Origin of the sequence: Streptomyces sp. NPDC026206 (assembly GCF_040638465.1) — a bacterium.
Lineage (GTDB): Bacteria > Actinomycetota > Actinomycetes > Streptomycetales > Streptomycetaceae > Streptomyces.
This window is the reverse complement of record NZ_JBEZYL010000006.1, coordinates 288,057-303,218: the sequence shown is the minus strand read 5'-3', so window position 1 is coordinate 303,218 and position 15,162 is coordinate 288,057. Positions and strand designations below refer to the sequence as shown.

11 protein-coding genes and 3 pseudogenes are annotated in these 15,162 nt (G+C 67.1%); 5 read left to right on the top strand and 9 right to left on the bottom strand.

Translation table 11 applies throughout. The features are described from left to right. Window positions 1-94 precede the first annotated feature (94 nt). The gene (locus AB0F13_RS12715) at window positions 95-475 is read right to left on the bottom strand and encodes a class I SAM-dependent methyltransferase (protein WP_362079581.1); all 381 of its coding nucleotides are present in this window, start codon (window positions 473-475) and stop codon (window positions 95-97) included. Window positions 476-1,016: 541 nt separating this feature from the next. Further along, a pseudogene (locus tag AB0F13_RS12710) lies at window positions 1,017-1,268 on the bottom strand (transposase); the annotation flags it as partial. A 288-nt stretch (window positions 1,269-1,556) separates the two neighbouring features. On the opposite strand from AB0F13_RS12710, the gene AB0F13_RS12705 reads away from it, so the two are divergent. Both AB0F13_RS12705 and AB0F13_RS12700 read left to right on the top strand, forming a co-directional pair. Then, on the top strand, window positions 1,557-2,156 hold the full coding sequence (locus tag AB0F13_RS12705; protein WP_362079531.1) for a GNAT family N-acetyltransferase: 600 nt from the start codon (window positions 1,557-1,559) through the stop codon (window positions 2,154-2,156). 68 nt (window positions 2,157-2,224) lie between these two features. Next, entirely contained in the window at window positions 2,225-3,160 is a 936-nt protein-coding gene (locus AB0F13_RS12700) for a transposase family protein (protein WP_362079579.1), read from the top strand. 68 nt (window positions 3,161-3,228) lie between these two features. On the opposite strand, the pseudogene AB0F13_RS12695 reads toward AB0F13_RS12700, so the two are convergent. The 4 genes and pseudogenes from AB0F13_RS12695 to AB0F13_RS12680 all read right to left on the bottom strand — a co-directional run. Then, window positions 3,229-3,549: pseudogene (locus AB0F13_RS12695) on the bottom strand (IS5/IS1182 family transposase); the annotation flags it as partial. A gap of 72 nt (window positions 3,550-3,621) precedes the next feature. Further along, the gene (locus AB0F13_RS12690) at window positions 3,622-4,686 is read right to left on the bottom strand and encodes a hypothetical protein (protein ID WP_362079528.1); all 1,065 of its coding nucleotides are present in this window, start codon (window positions 4,684-4,686) and stop codon (window positions 3,622-3,624) included. Between the two features lie 462 nt (window positions 4,687-5,148). Next, complete coding sequence (locus tag AB0F13_RS12685) at window positions 5,149-5,325, bottom strand: DUF397 domain-containing protein (RefSeq protein WP_362079525.1); 177 nt, start codon at window positions 5,323-5,325, stop codon at window positions 5,149-5,151. Between the two features lie 10 nt (window positions 5,326-5,335). Beyond that, the gene (locus AB0F13_RS12680; RefSeq protein ID WP_362079522.1) at window positions 5,336-6,187 is read right to left on the bottom strand and encodes a Scr1 family TA system antitoxin-like transcriptional regulator; all 852 of its coding nucleotides are present in this window, start codon (window positions 6,185-6,187) and stop codon (window positions 5,336-5,338) included. Window positions 6,188-6,421: 234 nt separating this feature from the next. Here AB0F13_RS12680 and AB0F13_RS12675 point away from each other — a divergent pair, with 234 nt between their 5' ends. Then, window positions 6,422-6,895 (top strand): ATP-binding protein, encoded by a 474-nt coding sequence (locus AB0F13_RS12675; protein WP_362079519.1) that lies wholly within the window; start codon window positions 6,422-6,424, stop codon window positions 6,893-6,895. 647 nt (window positions 6,896-7,542) lie between these two features. On the opposite strand, the gene AB0F13_RS12670 is transcribed toward AB0F13_RS12675, so the two are convergent. Next, window positions 7,543-7,854 carry a hypothetical protein gene (locus AB0F13_RS12670; RefSeq protein WP_362079516.1) on the bottom strand — a complete coding sequence of 104 codons (312 nt, stop codon included), beginning with the start codon at window positions 7,852-7,854 and terminating at the stop codon, window positions 7,543-7,545. A gap of 586 nt (window positions 7,855-8,440) precedes the next feature. Between AB0F13_RS12670 and AB0F13_RS12665 the strand changes: the two are divergent. Beyond that, window positions 8,441-9,714: pseudogene (locus tag AB0F13_RS12665) on the top strand (tyrosine-type recombinase/integrase). 30 nt (window positions 9,715-9,744) lie between these two features. On the opposite strand, the gene AB0F13_RS12660 reads toward AB0F13_RS12665, so the two are convergent. Beyond that, on the bottom strand, window positions 9,745-10,137 hold the full coding sequence (locus tag AB0F13_RS12660) for a hypothetical protein (RefSeq protein WP_362079513.1): 393 nt from the start codon (window positions 10,135-10,137) through the stop codon (window positions 9,745-9,747). A gap of 113 nt (window positions 10,138-10,250) precedes the next feature. Continuing rightward, the gene (locus tag AB0F13_RS12655; protein ID WP_362079510.1) at window positions 10,251-14,162 is read right to left on the bottom strand and encodes a polymorphic toxin-type HINT domain-containing protein; all 3,912 of its coding nucleotides are present in this window, start codon (window positions 14,160-14,162) and stop codon (window positions 10,251-10,253) included. Between the two features lie 335 nt (window positions 14,163-14,497). Between AB0F13_RS12655 and AB0F13_RS12650 the strand changes: the two genes are divergently transcribed. Beyond that, window positions 14,498-15,001, top strand: coding sequence for a hypothetical protein (locus tag AB0F13_RS12650; RefSeq protein WP_362079507.1), 504 nt, complete (start codon window positions 14,498-14,500; stop codon window positions 14,999-15,001). The last annotated feature ends 161 nt before the right edge of the window (window positions 15,002-15,162 follow it).

The window sequence follows — 15,162 nt, the reverse complement described above, 5'->3', positions numbered from 1 at the left end:
CCCCTGGACTACCAAGAGGCCCTGTTTCAACGTGCAGTTATCGGCGAACCGGCCCACCCAACCGAGAGCTGTGGATCAGTTTGTACACGGGCACTTAGAGAATCCTCGAGCGGGCAGCCCACCCGGGTGGCGGGCAGGGAGCCCGCTCGGGCGCGGGGATCAGACGCCGGGTGCCAGCGCCCGGACAAGGAGCGTGCCGGTCTTCCAGCCTTCGGGGCGGAGGCCGCTGCGAGAAGGCGAGCACTCCGCCGGGTTTAAGGACCTGGCGGATGGCGGGGAGCATCTGGTCCGGGTCGGTGAACCAGATGGCACCGAACGCGGAGTGCACGGCGTCGAAGCGCTCGGTGGTTTCGCTCATGAAGTCGAGCGCGCCCCGCTGGTGCAGCTCCAGGCCCGGCAGGCCGCCCCAGCGCTCGCGGGCGGCGTCGAGCTGGACGGGGGATACGTCGACGCCGACGGCGCGGGAGGCGGCAATCAGATCAGCGGCTGCACCATCGACCCCACATGCGGCGCACCATGCGCGTATGTCGGCATCCGACGGCGGAGTAACGGCGTTTTCCAGGCGTGAGGCTTTGGAGGGGTGCTAACCCGCTTGCCGAGCAACCTCCTTGGCCGAAAGACCGGCATCGCGTCGAATATCCCGGAGGCGATCACCAACGGCCTCGCGCGCGGCCTCGACACTGGTTGAAGGGGGCGTAGGCATGATCTAGAGATCTTTAACTGTGGGGGTTCCAGACTGGTGACAGCTGACGCGGTGTTTGCTATGTCGTAGCCATGAGGTATCCCGACGGTGGCGGGTTGACTGCTGAGGAATGGGCCGGGAGAGAAGCCCTGGCTTCGAAGGGGCCCGGTGGTGCCCGCTGCCGTCTCACCCCCGGCCAGCTGCGGGAATTGGAGGCCCTGCTGGACGCCGGCCGGCCGCACACGGCTGGGCCGAGGACCAGTGCTGGACCCTGGCCAGGATCGCCGAGGTGATCCGCACGCGGTTCGGCATCGACTAGGCCGTTTCGTTTGGATCACCGGGCGGACCACAGGAAAATGCCCGCTACGTGCAGTCCTGCCAGGTAGATGCTGGCTGTCTTCTCGTAGCGGGTGGCGATTCCGCGCCACTGCTTCAAGCGGTTGATGCATCGTTCGACCGTGTTGCGCTGCTTGTAGGCCTCGCGGTCAAAGAGGGGCGGCCTGCCGCCCCGGCTGCCTCGACGCCGCCGATGGCCGCGTTGGCCCGCTGGGACGGGGATCACTGCCCGGATCCCGCGCTTGCGTAACGCTCTCGGGGGAAAATGAGCTTCGGGAGTGCTGGCCTGGCGGCTCGGCTGGTGGGTGATCAGCGGGCGGTGTCGCGGACGAGGACGATTCGGTGCACATCCGGCGGCGGGTGGCCCGCTCGCGGATCGGTCGGAGACGAGTGAGTGAATCGCGCGATGGGTCTCGGCGTAGGTATCACTGCGTCCGTGCGGCCCTTCTCATGTCACGGCCCGACCGAGACGATCATCCTGTCCGCCGAGGCGGTAAAGCGGTGGACAGCCCTCCGGTGCTGGGCGAGCATCTCCGCGATGAATAGCGAACTTCTCTCCATACCCAAACGCGTCCGCTTCGTCGCGCTCAGCGCAAAGGCGCTGCGGGCGCTTGCCGACGGTGACCTCGCTGGCGGCAGTGCCGAGGCCGGGGTCGCCCTTGACGAACACTTCGTGTGTGACCGGGCACGCTGGATCTTCGGCTATCGCGCTGACCAGCTCGCCGAGGACCCGTCTGTCGCGCCCTGGATCACGCGGGCCGTGGTGTCCGAGCCGGACGGGGCCGTCGTCGGCGACGCCGGGTTCCACGGGCCGCCGGACGAGGCCGGCATGGTCGAGGTCGGCTACACCGTCGTGCCCGGGTACCGCCGCCAGGGCTATGCCCGCGCCATGCTGACGGCGCTGCTCGTCAGGGCGGCCGCCGAACCCGATGTCAGGACCGTGCGGGCCACTATCAGATCCGACAACAACGCCTCCCTGGCCACCATCGCGGGCTTCGGTTTCAGGCGCGTCGGCGAGCAGGGGGACGAACGCGACGGGCTCGAGACCGTCTTCGAGGTCCCGGCAGACGCGATTCAGGCTGAGCAGCTTTACGGCCTCGGCGGACATGGCGATCGTCCCGGTCGGGCCGTGACATGAGAAGGGCCGTGCAGGTTGGGTGAGTTGTGAAGCCGACCTGGGCCCGTGCGGCCTGCTGCCATCCTGCCCTGTCCGGGGTCTCCCGTGCACATTTCGGCGATTTACTCGAAGAGCTCGCTCGCCCGTGGGAAGCCGCCCGGGAATCCGTACTGCGTGCCGAGCGTGGCGGACCTCGTCAGCGAGCGGTTGGGGCGGGGCGCAAGCCGAAGCCGGTCTTCGTCGACCGCCTGCTGGTCACCTTGGTCCATCTGCGGCACGGGCTGCCGCACGCGGTCCTGGCCGAGCTCTTCGACGTGGACCGTTCCACGGTCTCCGCTGCGGTCCGGCAGGTCCGCCCTCTGCTCGCGGCCCGGGGCTTCGCCGTTCCCGACCGGCCCGGCCTGCGGCTCAAGACGCTCGCGGACGTCTTCGCCTACGCCGAGGCCGAGAGGGTCGAACTGCGGCTGGACGGGGCGGAGACCCAGGTACGCCGCCCGCAGGCGGCCCGCCCAGGCCGCCGGGCGTTCGTCTCGGGCAAGCGCCGGCAGAACACCATCAAGACAACGACGTTCAGCGACGGCCAGGGCCGCATGGTGCTGTCCGGTGTCGTCCGGCCAGGCCGCATACACGATCAGACCGCCGTCCGCAGCGAGGGCATCGCCGAGCAGTTCCGCCAGCACCCCCGCGTGAAAGCCAAGGTCGACTCCGGATACCAAGGGCTGGCCAAGGAGTTCCCCCGTCAGGTGAGCGCCCCGCCGAAGAAACCCAAGGACGATGCCTGCGACGGTGACAAGTACGCCTGGGGTGAGGCGAGGCGCCGCCACTCCTCGGCCCGCATCTGTGTCGAGCACACCAACGCCGAACTGAGGCAGTGGGCTCCGCTCCGACGCTTCACCGGCCGCCGTGCAACCTATGCCGAGACCTACCTCGCGATCGCCAGCCTGATCTCCGACCGCGCCGCCAAGCGCCCCACCCAGCGCCGGACAAGCACCGAACTTGTCCTCGCCCGCGACACTCCCTGCTGATCAGCCACCAGCCGAACCGCCAGGCCAACCCGCCCCGACCTTAATTCCCCTCACGGTCGTAAGTGCTCACGGATGGCGCGTGATGAGCACGCCTTGTCGGCCAGGACGATGTCCGGCCTTGTGCGGGGGCGTCCGCGTCGGCGGGGAACCCGCAAGCGGGCTATCACGTGCGCGAAGGCGGGTGCGTCACCGGCCTGTCCGGCGGTGAGGAAGAAGGCCAGGGGCCGGCAGTGGGCGTCAGCCGCGAGGTGAATCTTCGTGGTCAGTCCGCCGCGGGACCGGCCGATGGCATGGTCGTCAGGCTCACCGGCCGGGGCCCGCGCGTTTTGCGGGCCCCGGCCGCGTGCTGGTCGGCACGTACGATCGTGGAGTCCACCGAGAGGGCCCAGTTCAGCCAGGTTCTCTTCTCGGGTGGGCGTCGGCAGAGGCGGCCACTGGGGGGTCGGTTGCCATCTGGCCGGCTACTGCATCAGCTCGATGTGGGGATGCTCCGGCGCCGCCGGGCAGAAGTAGATCTGCTGTTTGTGGCCGCCGCCGATCTGGATCTCGGTCGGTCGCATCAGGTCGCGGTAGCGGGGGTCAGTCGAGGACGTGGTGGCTTGGTCTTCGTACGGGATCCAGCTGCGGTTGCTGCTGTCCCATTCGAACGTGTCGATGCTCAGCAGCGGGTCCATCGGGGTGTCGCACGCGGGGCAGGGCCGGGGAGCGGGGTCGGTGTAGCCCCACATGGGCCAGCCGCCGACCTTCCAGCCGGGGGCGACGGACAGGTGGCTCCCATAGAACGAATCCGGGTAGGGGGCGTAGGAGCTGTCCACACCGGCGTCGGCTGCCTGCCAAATGCTCCAATCCCCGATCTGCTCTCGCAGTTCCTTGCTCAACTCCATGGGGCTGGGGTACTCGGTGACCTGCTCCGGCGCGAGCACGCACGGCTCCGGCACGTAATCCTCGACCACCAGGGGCGGTTCCGGGGGTGAGGTGAGGATGTCGGTGACGGCGGCCGCGGACCGCCAGACCAGCACGGTCCTGGGCATGTACTTCTCCGGAGGGTGGTCGAAGGGACACCACAGCACCTGGAGCAGATCCGCCCCGGCCTGCGCGGGCGGGCGCAACAGGGGGATGTCACGCACATAGAGCTGGGCCAGGGGCAGCAGGGCGACCGGGCCCTCAAGCCACGTGCTGTCGTGCCACGTTTCGTCGGAGTCGAGCCGGTCCAAGACCGCTTGCTCCTCAGGCGTGTACTGGGGAACATGGGGATCGCCGTCCGGGTACATCGCCTCGCTCGCCCGGATGCGCTGCCGCAGGCGCAGCTCAGCCAGCGCGTGGTCCCCACCCTCGTGCGGGGCGTCGCAGTGCGGCCACGGGTCGTCGGCGGGCCACAGCAGTGGCCCGCCGATCGAACTGTCGTGCGCCGAAGGAGCTCCGCGGCGGGGATGCAACCGGGTCGCCGTGCGTGCCAGCGGAGCCAGTTGGGGGAAGACCGCGGTGACGTCGAGCGGTCGCGGCGGGGTGGTACGGACGACATTCATAGCGACGATGCTGCCAGTGCCCTCTGACACTGGGAGTACCGATCCACGACAGCTGGCACCAAGCAGCTTCCGTGGGTCAATGGGCGGACCAGAGAAGGTGCCTGCGGTATGTCCGGGTAGTGCAAGGTCTGATGCGTTCCGGTGAGGCAGCCAACGAATCAGCTCCCCCGCCGCAATGTTTTGATACGTGCAGCAAGACAGCCAGGGCTACGCTCCAGACGAGCAGGACCGCCAGGGCGGTGGTGCTCAGCGCATGGCCGAGGGCACGATGCGTCGGCTCGGCGGCCCGGCCGATCCTCCGGACCCAGGGCCCGGCCACCCTTGCGATGGACAGCACGCACGAGGCGCTGGAACTGGCACAGGCGTAGCCTGGTGAACGCCTCTATGAGCTCGCCACGTTGAGCGGGGATGATCTGCGCGACCAGCTCACCGCAGTACCCGACTGCGAGTTACGAGAAAGCTCTAGGCGCTGGCCTTGACGGTGGCGATGAGAGCGCGCAGGCGGGCGGGGGTGGTGTTGATGACGGTGCGGGGGGCGTCGCTTTCGCGTATGGCGATGTGGTCGTTCCGGCCGCAGAGCTCGACGCAGTCGTCCCTGTCTCCGGAGAAGGATGATTTCTGCCAGGTCATCTCGGACATTCTTATGCCTTCACAGTTCCTTTGCGATTCTGCTGATGAAATCTCGCGATTTCCGTGGCGCAAGAGACTTTTCCAGAGTGCGGCTCAGGATGCACCGGTAGTTCTCCAAATGGGATTGCGCATCCAGGAGGACCGAGCCGTGAGCTGTATCGAGCGCTACGGTGTCCAGCTGTGGCACAGGACCGGCAGCGAAGGTGAGTGATCCGTTGGCGCCGGGAAACGCGCCGGCCTCGAACGGGATCACGTGGATGGAGACGCCTTCCTGGTCGCTTGTCTCGACCATTCTCTCCAGCTGTCGCCGCTGGCCGTCGCTCCCTGGGAAAATCATTCGCAAGGCAGCCTCATGTACGAGGAAAGTGCAGGGCGTTGGCGGGGTGCGCTCCATTACGCGCTTGCGTTGCATTCGGTAGGAGACTCGGCGCTGGACGTCCAGAGGGCTCAGCTTGGGAACACTCTGGCCGAATACGGCTCGGGCGTACTCTTCTGTTTGGAGCAGGCCGGGGATGTAGACGACCTGCAAGGCCATCAGGCATGTCGCGTGATTTTCGATCTCGGCCAGATCGAGCGCTCCCGTGGAGAGGGTCCCGCGCGAATCCTCCCACCAGCCTCTACCGCGCTCTTCAGCCATGGCGATGAGCGCGTCCACATAGACGGCATCGGGACACTTGTAGTGCGAAGCCCATGCGCGAACGCGTTCTCCGCTGACGCCGAAGCGGCCCGACTCCGTGTTGCTGATGCTTGTTCGATCGGTGCTCAGCAGTTCGGAGGCCTGCGTGGGCGTCAGCCCGGCATGCTCACGCATCTTGCGGAGCTCGGCGCCCAGCCGCCGCTGGCGGGCGGTGGGGGCCTTCCTTGATGGCATCGGATCCCCTCCTGTTGGCAATCAGTGTGGACCGTGACCCTCCGGCGGTCCACTCGTTCAAGTGATTAGCCAAATGTGTCCAACAGTTGAGGCGCGATGCTCTACCGTCGAAGCCGTGTCTGGTGGGCCGAAGCGCAGTCGTAGGCATGCCTGTTGACTGCTCTGAGCGGTCGGGTCATGGACGCCTGTCGGATGCGCGGAGTGCCGCGGAGACCACGTTGAGAGGCGGAACGAATGGGTACAGCAACACTCGGCGTTGCCGAGGCAGCCATCGATCACGAGCCCGTGGAGTACTACCAGTTGGCCGCACCGGCGGTCGTGACGACGCCCCGCATCGCGAGAGACTTCGTAACCGCCGTACTCAGTGCGGCGGACCGGGGCCGGTTGATCGACGACGCCCGGGTCTGTGTGTCCGACGCCGTGACGAACGTCGTGCTGCACGCCCGCGTGCCGGTGCTGGCCGTGGAGATGGCCGTGCACGGGGACCGGGTGATCGTCGCGGTGCGGGACGACGACCCGGCGAGGCGGCCGTACCGGCGGGAGGCGCGGGCCGACGAGGAGAGCGGCAGGGGGCTCATGCTCGTGCGGAGCCTCTCGTGCGAATCGGGGGTGACGTTGGTGTGGGACGGGCTGAAGGTGATCGGCAAGCGGGTGTGGTTCGTGCTCCGCGAAGGGATGGCCGTCGGCTGCGCGCCGGTGGGGCGGTGAATTCGGTCTGCCAGGTGCCGCTTTGTGGGTGTCGGCGGCGGAGCGCTCGGGCGGCTCACGCGTCCAGTACGTACCACTGTCTGACGGACGCGCCGCGCAACTGTAGGTGTCGACCGTGTCCGACGGGTCGGGCGTACCGCTTGAGCGGAGCGCCGTTGGGCACGGTGAGCCCTGCTTCTTCCACAAGCAGGGCTTCCCGGCTCAATGGGACGGTAGTGCGCGACCCTGCTTTCTCGGCTGTGTGCGGGTCAGAGGGTGCGATGGGTGGCGATCTATCGTTGACCCAGTCGCCGTGGAGGTCGAGGCCGACTGGTCCAGCTGAAGCGGGCTGGGATTCACAGCCAGTTCCCGCGCAAGACGCCTGCTACCGCGTGCGGGGGCACCAGCGCAGGCGCCGGCCCACCCGTAGGGAGGGTCGACGCGGCTCCGCCCAGGCAACTCTGCCGAGCACGATATGCCCCGGGACGTCAGTACGTTGCTGGCAGAGGTCCGGTAGAGGAGGTCGTCGGTCCCTTCGCCGTTGTCCAGGTGTGGGGGCGGTGTCCTTCTCGCTGGAAGCCGGCGCCTTCGAGGGCTGCGGGCGGATCCATGACCGCGAGCGAATCAGGCGATGGGCCTTTCGGCGTGGCAGTCGTACACCCGGGCCGCTATCGGTCTGGCACGACGTCAGCTGACCTTGCACCTTCGGTGACACCGAGGTTGTACGTGATGGGCCCGTACTCGCTGGGCCGGCCCGGGTACTCCTCGCCGTTCACATAGGCCATCACGCCCTTGCCGTCCGACACCCACCTATAGATGTACAGGTCCGCGCTATAGGAGTGGCACCGAACAGAGTCGACGCGCTGGCTGCTCGCCTCGTGCCAGATCTGGTACGGCTTGCCGCCTGCGTCACTGTCCGCCGTCCAGCAGTAGACCTCCAACGCGGATGCGCTGCCCTGGTTCAGTTCAATGAGCGCCACCCGCAGCCGGTCGGCGATTGGATGCGGTCCTCCTCCCGGAGGTACCGCGACGGGTCGGAAACCGGAGCCTCCGCAAGGATCGGAGGCTCCGCCTTCCCAGTCGGTGGCGAGTGCCAGCCGTTGGGCCACCGCTTGCCGGTCTGCGTGTTGATGCCGGCCGATCCGGCAGGCATCGTTGCTGTAGCCCTGCTGCGTGAGCTGGAGACATACCTCTCGCCCACGCAGCAGACGGCGACCGCCCCTCTGGACTCCAGTTCTTCCGGATCTTGAAATCCATCGGACTCTTGAACTGGGGTGTTGCAAGGACCACTAGGACCTGTCTGACAATTCGAGTCGGATCAGGCATGGCTGTTCGGTGCGTGCGCTCGGCGTACGGCCGGGGCGCCCTCGTAGCGGAGCTACTGGGGCTTTTCGGCCGTACGGCAAGGGGGTCCCTCCTTGCCGCAGCCGAGTCGTCGCGGAGTGCTGGGCGGCCAAGCCTCCAGAGCCATCGAGGGCACCGCCCGATCAGCCACACCTGGCACTCCTGGGTGAGCCAACCCTACGACTGGCTCGCTCAGCCCATCAAGGAAGGCAGGGCCGCCTGATGACCACACACTGCCCCGCTCCGCCCCGCCGCTCCCGCGCTCGCGCGAACGGTGACGGGACCGTCTACCAGCGCAAGGACGGACGGTGGGAAGCCGCCGGATACGTGCTGGCCCCCGGCAACACCCGCAAGCGCGTCCGCGTCTACGGCACCACCCGCAAAGACGCGATGACCAAGCTCACCGAGAAGATCGCCGCCAGCAACCGAGGTCTCCCCGTCGCGGCAGCCGACAGCACCGTGAGCGCCTACCTTGCCTACTGGCTGGACGCCGTCGCCGTTCACCACCTGCGGGAGAACACCCACACCCGCTACGCCGCCTCCACCTCAACCCCGGCCTCGGCGCCAAGAAGCTCGCCCGGCTCACCACCCGCGACATCCGCACCTTCCTCGACGGACTCCGCACCACCTGCCAGTGCTGCGCCCAAGAACGGGACGCTGCTCGGCAGGCCTGCTGCGCCATCGGCCAGTGCTGTGGAAAGCGGCTGTCACCGTTGACCGTGACGTACGTCCACGCGGTCCTCAAGTCCGCCCTGGAACACGCCGTCCGCGAGGACGAACTGCCGCGCAACGTCGCCCGGAACGTCAAGATCACCACGCCCCGCCCCCGGCGTTTCCAGCCCTTCACCGCCGCCGAAGCCCGACAGTTCCTCCAGTCGGTCGGCGCCGACCGGCTGCATGCCCTGTACGAACTCGCTCTGCGCACCGGACTCCGAAATGGCGAACTCCTCGGTCTCCACTGGGAAGACCTCGACCTCGACGGCGGCACCGCCACCATCCACCGCTTCCTCCAGCGCACCCGCAGCCAGGGTCTGACTGTCCTGAACACCAAGTCCCTCGCCTCCGAACGCCGCATCGCCCTCCCAACCGAATGCATCAACTCCCTCAAGATGCACCAGGAACAGCAGCAGGAAGAGCGTCAGGCAGCCGGAACGGGCTGGACGGACAACGGTCTCGTCTTCACCACCCCGAAGGGCAGGCCACTCGACCCAGGCAACCTCACCCGCCGCTTCCGCCGCCTTCTCCACAGCGCCGGACTCCGGACGATCCGCTTCCATGATCTCCGCCACTCGACAGCCACCCTGCTCCTGGAACAGGGCGTCGACCTCGTCGTCATCAAGGAACTCCTCGGCCACGCCCATATCGGCGTCACCGCCGGCGTCTGCGCCCACGTCCGACTCCGCCTCCAGCGCCAGGCCATCGACACCCTGAGCGACGCACTGGCTGAGGGCGACGACTCCGAAGAGCCGCCGCCCTCAGCGGTGGTCGTCCGCTGACGTTGCCGTCAGCGTTGCCGTCAAACGGCGTTACGCAGGACCCTGGCCATCTGCTTCCACAGGAATATGGGCCACAGTCACTACGCCAGAGAACGAACTTTCCACCACAATGCGGTCACCTGGAGAATAGACCCAGAATTCCGGTTCGGATTCTGCAATATCCGGCAGGTGAGAAATGGAGAATTCAAGCCCCGTCTCTACACTCGGAACCGCCAAGCTCCCCCAGAAAAAGATTAGGCTGCCAGCCTTCGGGGCGAACTGTTGGATTACGGTGCTCAGCTCGATGGAACCCGACTCCATCGAGCTGAGCACCAAACCATCAGCCACCGCGCTCCACGCGATCGCACCGTCGGAGCTGCGCGGGTAATGACTGAGGCTTTCGCGCTCGTACTGGAGATGCTGATCCAGGTTCAGCAGCTGCACACCCGGCCGGCCAACCCAAGTTAGCCGTCGGCCACCCTGCTGATCTGCACGAACCACTCGAACCATAGATTTGGGCAGGAGGTCCGGCCTGGTTCCGTATACATCGTCGAGCGTCACGAATTACCGCCAAGCATTCTCGCGAAATCGTCTTCTGTCCCATTCCATGGCACTGCCCACTTACGCGCCGAGTCCCCCTTGCCGACTTCCACGTTGATATGGGGACCCTTCACTGGATCGTAATCCATCCTGAACCTCTTGAATTCACCGTTAACCCGAGTAGTGAATCCCACTACCTTGCCGTAGGTCGTCGGCGCAGATTCGAGACGTCCGATGTACGGCTGCCGAGTAGCTGGATCAACCTCACCCAACAGATCAAGCGCTTTGTTGCGGGCTTGTTCGAAGCTGTCAAAGCTAGGCAGGGTTACTTCCTTGCACGCCCCTCCGGAATTGTGAACCAGGACCGGAGTCTGCCCCGCCAGCACATAGTACGTGTGGAGGTCGTTGACGGTGAGGTTGTAGGCGGGGGCGAGTCCGGTCCAGTGGCGGATGCTGCCGATCTGTGCCGTGTCACCGTCAGGGGTGCGGAGGGTGTCCTGCGGGGTGAGGTCGGCCGCGTTCTTCCACTGCTTGTCGTTCTCGGCCCAGAAGGGGTGGTGGTCGGTGGTGGTGAGGGAGCCGCCGCCGTTGTTCTGGGCGAGAGTGATTTCCGTGAAATCGCGATCGTCAGGGGTGTAGATCGTCGCATCGACGCGGCGCTGGCCAGTGACCCCGGATTTTGGGTCGGTGGCCAGAACCTGGTCGCCGAGCTCGATCTGTTCGATTGGGCGGGTCGTCCCGTTGCCCATCAGGACGGGAGTGCCGGCCGGGAAGCTATTCGTCAGGCACTTGGTAGCTTTATTGCCCCACCGTGTGCCCTTGGCAATGCCCTCAACGCCCTCGGTCAACTTCTCGAGCAGCTTGAGCTTGCCGATGGGGAGCACACCGGCAGCGGCCATGGCGCAACCGCCGAAGGTGGGTTCCTTGATGCACCTTTCGATGTCGGCGCCACCGGAGAGCTCCCAGGCGGCCTTGCCGACAAGCTTGGCAAGCTCAGGGTCGGGCTTGGCGAAGACGATCTCGTACTTATCCTGCGCCATCATGCACGGCGGCACAGTGTCCCGGTTGAAGGGGACGATACAGGTCTTCTTCTTTTTCTTTTCCGCCTCGGCCTGCTGCTTCCACTGATCCTCGGCCAGACGCTTCGCTTCGGCGATCTCCGCTTCACGCTTGCGCTTGACCTCAGTCCAGGCCTGCCCCGCAGCCGCGTCGGCCTCGGCCTTGCTCTTGCCGGCTGCGACGGCGGAGGCGCGCGCGTCCTCGGCGGCGTAGTCTGCCCTTGCGGCGGATTCACGGGCGTAGCCGGCGGAGAACTCGGCCTGCATGGCGGAGGCCTCGGCGTCGTCGGCATCGCGATCGGCGGCGGCCGCAGCGTTGCGCGCGGTGGCCGCGGACTGACTTGCCCGGGCGGAGCTTGCAGCTGCGGCGTCGGCCGACTTCTGGGCCATTGCCGCGTAGCCCTTGGCTGCGTCGGCCGATTTCTTGGCTTCGCTGGCGGCGGTAGCCGCTTCGTCAGAGGCCTTGCTTGCTATAGCCGCAGCTTCGGCGGCACGCCACCGGTTCACCTGTGCATTGGCGGCAATGATCTGGCCTTCGGCCAGGAGCCGCTCGATCTGGGCGCGGTGGTGGTCGGTGAGGCCGTCCTTACGAGCGGCCGTGTACTGGCCGACCGTGAGGAACTCGTGCAGTTTCGCCGGAGGGCCGTCCAGGGCTGCCTTGGCGGCGGCCTTGACTTCATCACCGCTGTTCTTGTTGCTGATGAGCTGGGAGGCGATGACCTCTTCGTCCGTCACACGGGCCGAGTACTGGCCGATCTCAAGGAAAGTGGCCAGGGCCTTGCCGCTGCCGTTGGCCAGGGCCGCCTTGGAGTCGTCCTTGACGCTGACCCCACCAGCATTGTTGATCTTGGAGACAGCGACGGCGAGGTCGTCCTCGCCGACGACGTACTGGCCGGTGGTGTAGAACGCCGCGATCTGCTCCGGGGTGCCCTTGAGTGCTTCGATGGCACCCTGCCGGATCGAGGGGTAGGGGCTGTTCACACTGAGCTGAAGAACCTTGTTGCGGGTCTCCTCCAGGCCCGCCTTCTTCCAGCCGCTGCGCAGGTACTCCAGCACGTCGGCGTCCGAACCGCCGAGCGCGGTCGCGGCGGCCTGCTGATGCCAGGGGCCGCGCAGCTTCAAGGCGTCCATGGCGAGCTTACGGCCCTTGGCAGCGACAGCTGCGACATCCGTGCCCGGCTTGGCCGCCTCGGCTGCCAGGGTCTCGGCCGTGGTGTCCAGGGCACGCGCGTCACGGGCGACAGTCGCAGAAGCCGAGATCAGCTTGTCGTCCCGGGCCTTCTCCGAGCGGGCTCGCTCCAGGGCGGCTTGGGCGCGGGTGGAGAGTTCCTGGGTCTCGACATCGAGCGCGACCTGGTGGACGTTCTTGGCGGTGTTGATGGCAGTTGTCGCGGCGTCAGCGGCGAGCTTTGCCGCGTCGGCCCACTTGCGGGCGTTGGCGGCGGCCTCCGCGCTTTGACCGGCGTACTTCGCCGCCAGTTCGGCGGCATCAGCGGCCTTCTCGGCATGGCCGGCGGCGGATATCGCTGCCTCACGGGCCGCGTAGGCCTGCTGCGCCGAGCGGCGTGCCAGGGCGGCGGCGTTGTTCGCGGCCTGGTTGGCGACATTGGCATAGCGGCGTGCCTCGGCCGCAGCTTCGCGAGCTTCGGCGGAGTAGACACCGGCAGCCTCGGCGAACTGGTTGGCCTCTTCCGCTGAATCGGCGGCGGCGCTCGCGTTGGCGCCGGCGCTGCGGGAGGCTTCTGCTGCGACGCCGGCGGCCTCCGAAGCCATGCCGGCGGCCTTCGCGGCCTCGGCAGAGGCGCGGGTGAGCGTCGCCGCGTTGCGGGCGACGACCGCGGCCAGCTTGGCGGCCTCGGCCTTGCTCGCGTCCCCGGCTGCGGCGATCGCCGCGTTGTAGGCGTCGTTGGCCGCGTTCGCCGCCGCAGCAGCGGCGTTGGCGGTCTGAGCCGCGGCGATCGCGGCGGTACGCGCCGCCCGGTTGGCGGCATTGGACGCGCTGATGGCTTCCTGGGCGGCGGCAGCCGCTGCTCGCGCGGACGCAGCAGCCTGCTGGGCCTTGTAGGCAGCACGGTTCGCGTCCTTGCGGGCCGCCTCGGTCTCCCGGGCGGCCTTCGCGGCGGCTTCCTTGGCCAGGTTCGAGGCAGCGACCGCACGGGCGGAGGCCGCCTCGGACTTCTTGGTGGCCGCCTCGGCCTGAATACCGGCCTGCTTGGCCTGCTCGGTCAGTTGCGCGATCGTCGCGTGCTCCTGGTCACGGTTGCGGGCGACGTACTGCCCGACCTCCAGGAACTCGGCGATGTCGTCCGCAGAGCCCTGCAATGCGACCTTGCCGGCAGCCTTCATGTTCGGGCCGCCGAAGTTGATCAGCTTGGAGACTTCAACCTCGTTGTCGGTCTCCCGCGCCTCGTACTGGCCGGTCGCCAGGAACTTCGCGACGGCCTCGGCACCAGACTGGAGCGCGGCCTTACCAGCGTCCTTGACGCCCGGACCGCCGAAGTTGATGACACGGGAGGCCTCGACCTCGCGGTCTTCTTCCAGCGGCTTCTGCCACCCGCTCTTCAGATACGCGCGCAACTCGTCAGGGCTGCCCTGCAGCGCCTTCTTCGTCGCTTCGCGCACGGCAATGCTGCCCGTGTTGAAGATCCGGCTGGCGTCGACGTAGTCGTCGTCGTACTGGATCGCGTCGGCCTCGCCGAGGAACTTGCGGATGTCCTCGTCGGAGCCCAGAAGCGCCCGCTCGGCCGCCTCCCGGATACCCGAACCACCGGACTCCCAATAGGAGACGGCCAGGGCTCGGTCAGTGAAGCCCTCGGGAACCTCCTGGGCGGACGCGGGCGCGGCCCCCAGCAGGCCTATCGCAAGGGCCAAGGGCAGCACAACGCTGAGCCCTCTGCCTGTCCCCGTCACGCGGGACAACTTTCCGGATCTCGATCTTCCGGAAAGGAGTGTTGGCCGTTTCATACGGCGCTTCCCCCCTCGCTCGATGCGGTCAATCGCACGTTTGCGAACGTCATAGCAAGATGCAGCGCCAGGCCGCTGGGTCTTTTCCGTCGGCGCCTTCTGACCGACCCTCAACGACTTGAGCGGCTGCCCTCCCCCCTGATCGCCGCACAACGGCTCAGAATATGATCTTACCTGTGTTTTACTACCGGAGATTTGCGGATGCATCAGCGCACTCGCGCTCACACTTTCCGGAGGAACCCGTGGCGATCACTCGTGCCCGCAAGGCACTCTTCACCGCCATCGCCGGCTCGGCTGCGGCCGTCGCCGCCTTCAGTGCTCTGGGCATCGCCCACGCCGACCCGCAGACGCCGATCGCCGCCGCGGACGCCGACATGCCGCTCGCCATCGAGAACCACGCTTATCCCGGCGCTGCCCAGATCCAGCAGAATCAGCAGATTCTCCTCAAGCGTGGCGACGGCAACATCACCTTCGCCACTTGCGACGGCACCAACGCCATCCGCGTCAGGGCCCGCAACGGTCAGAAGTCGTACTGCTTCAACGTCCGCGGCACGAAGGGCTGGGTCACCCTGGAGCTGGAGGACTCCTTCGGCATGTGGACCAAGGATCACCCGGTCAAGGCCACCATCAGCACCGACGGCAAGCAGACTGTCGTCGATGCCCCCGCCAACGACTACAAGCCGATCGGCGAGGCCGGCGACATCAGCCAGCGCTCTATGCTCGTCGAGCTCCGCGTCACGAGCTGATCGCAGGGCATGCGGCTGGGAGTCCGCGCTGGCGCTGATCCAGCCCCCGACAGAGGTGTTTTGACCGCATCCGTTGAGACATCACGGCCTCAGCATCACCTGCGCTTCTTTGCCAGCGGCAACCCCTGGGCTCCGAGATCAGGCCAGCCGAACCAGTGCAC

Coding starts and splice junctions, on each gene's coding strand:
- AB0F13_RS12685 (WP_362079525.1), bottom strand. CDS start 5,325: ATGTCCGAGATGACCTGGCAGAAATCATCCTTCTCCGGAGACAGGGAC.
- AB0F13_RS12690 (WP_362079528.1), bottom strand. CDS start 4,686: ATGAATGTCGTCCGTACCACCCCGCCGCGACCGCTCGACGTCACCGCG.
- AB0F13_RS12705 (WP_362079531.1), top strand. CDS start 1,557: ATGAATAGCGAACTTCTCTCCATACCCAAACGCGTCCGCTTCGTCGCG.
- AB0F13_RS12675 (WP_362079519.1), top strand. CDS start 6,422: ATGGGTACAGCAACACTCGGCGTTGCCGAGGCAGCCATCGATCACGAG.
- AB0F13_RS12680 (WP_362079522.1), bottom strand. CDS start 6,187: ATGCCATCAAGGAAGGCCCCCACCGCCCGCCAGCGGCGGCTGGGCGCC.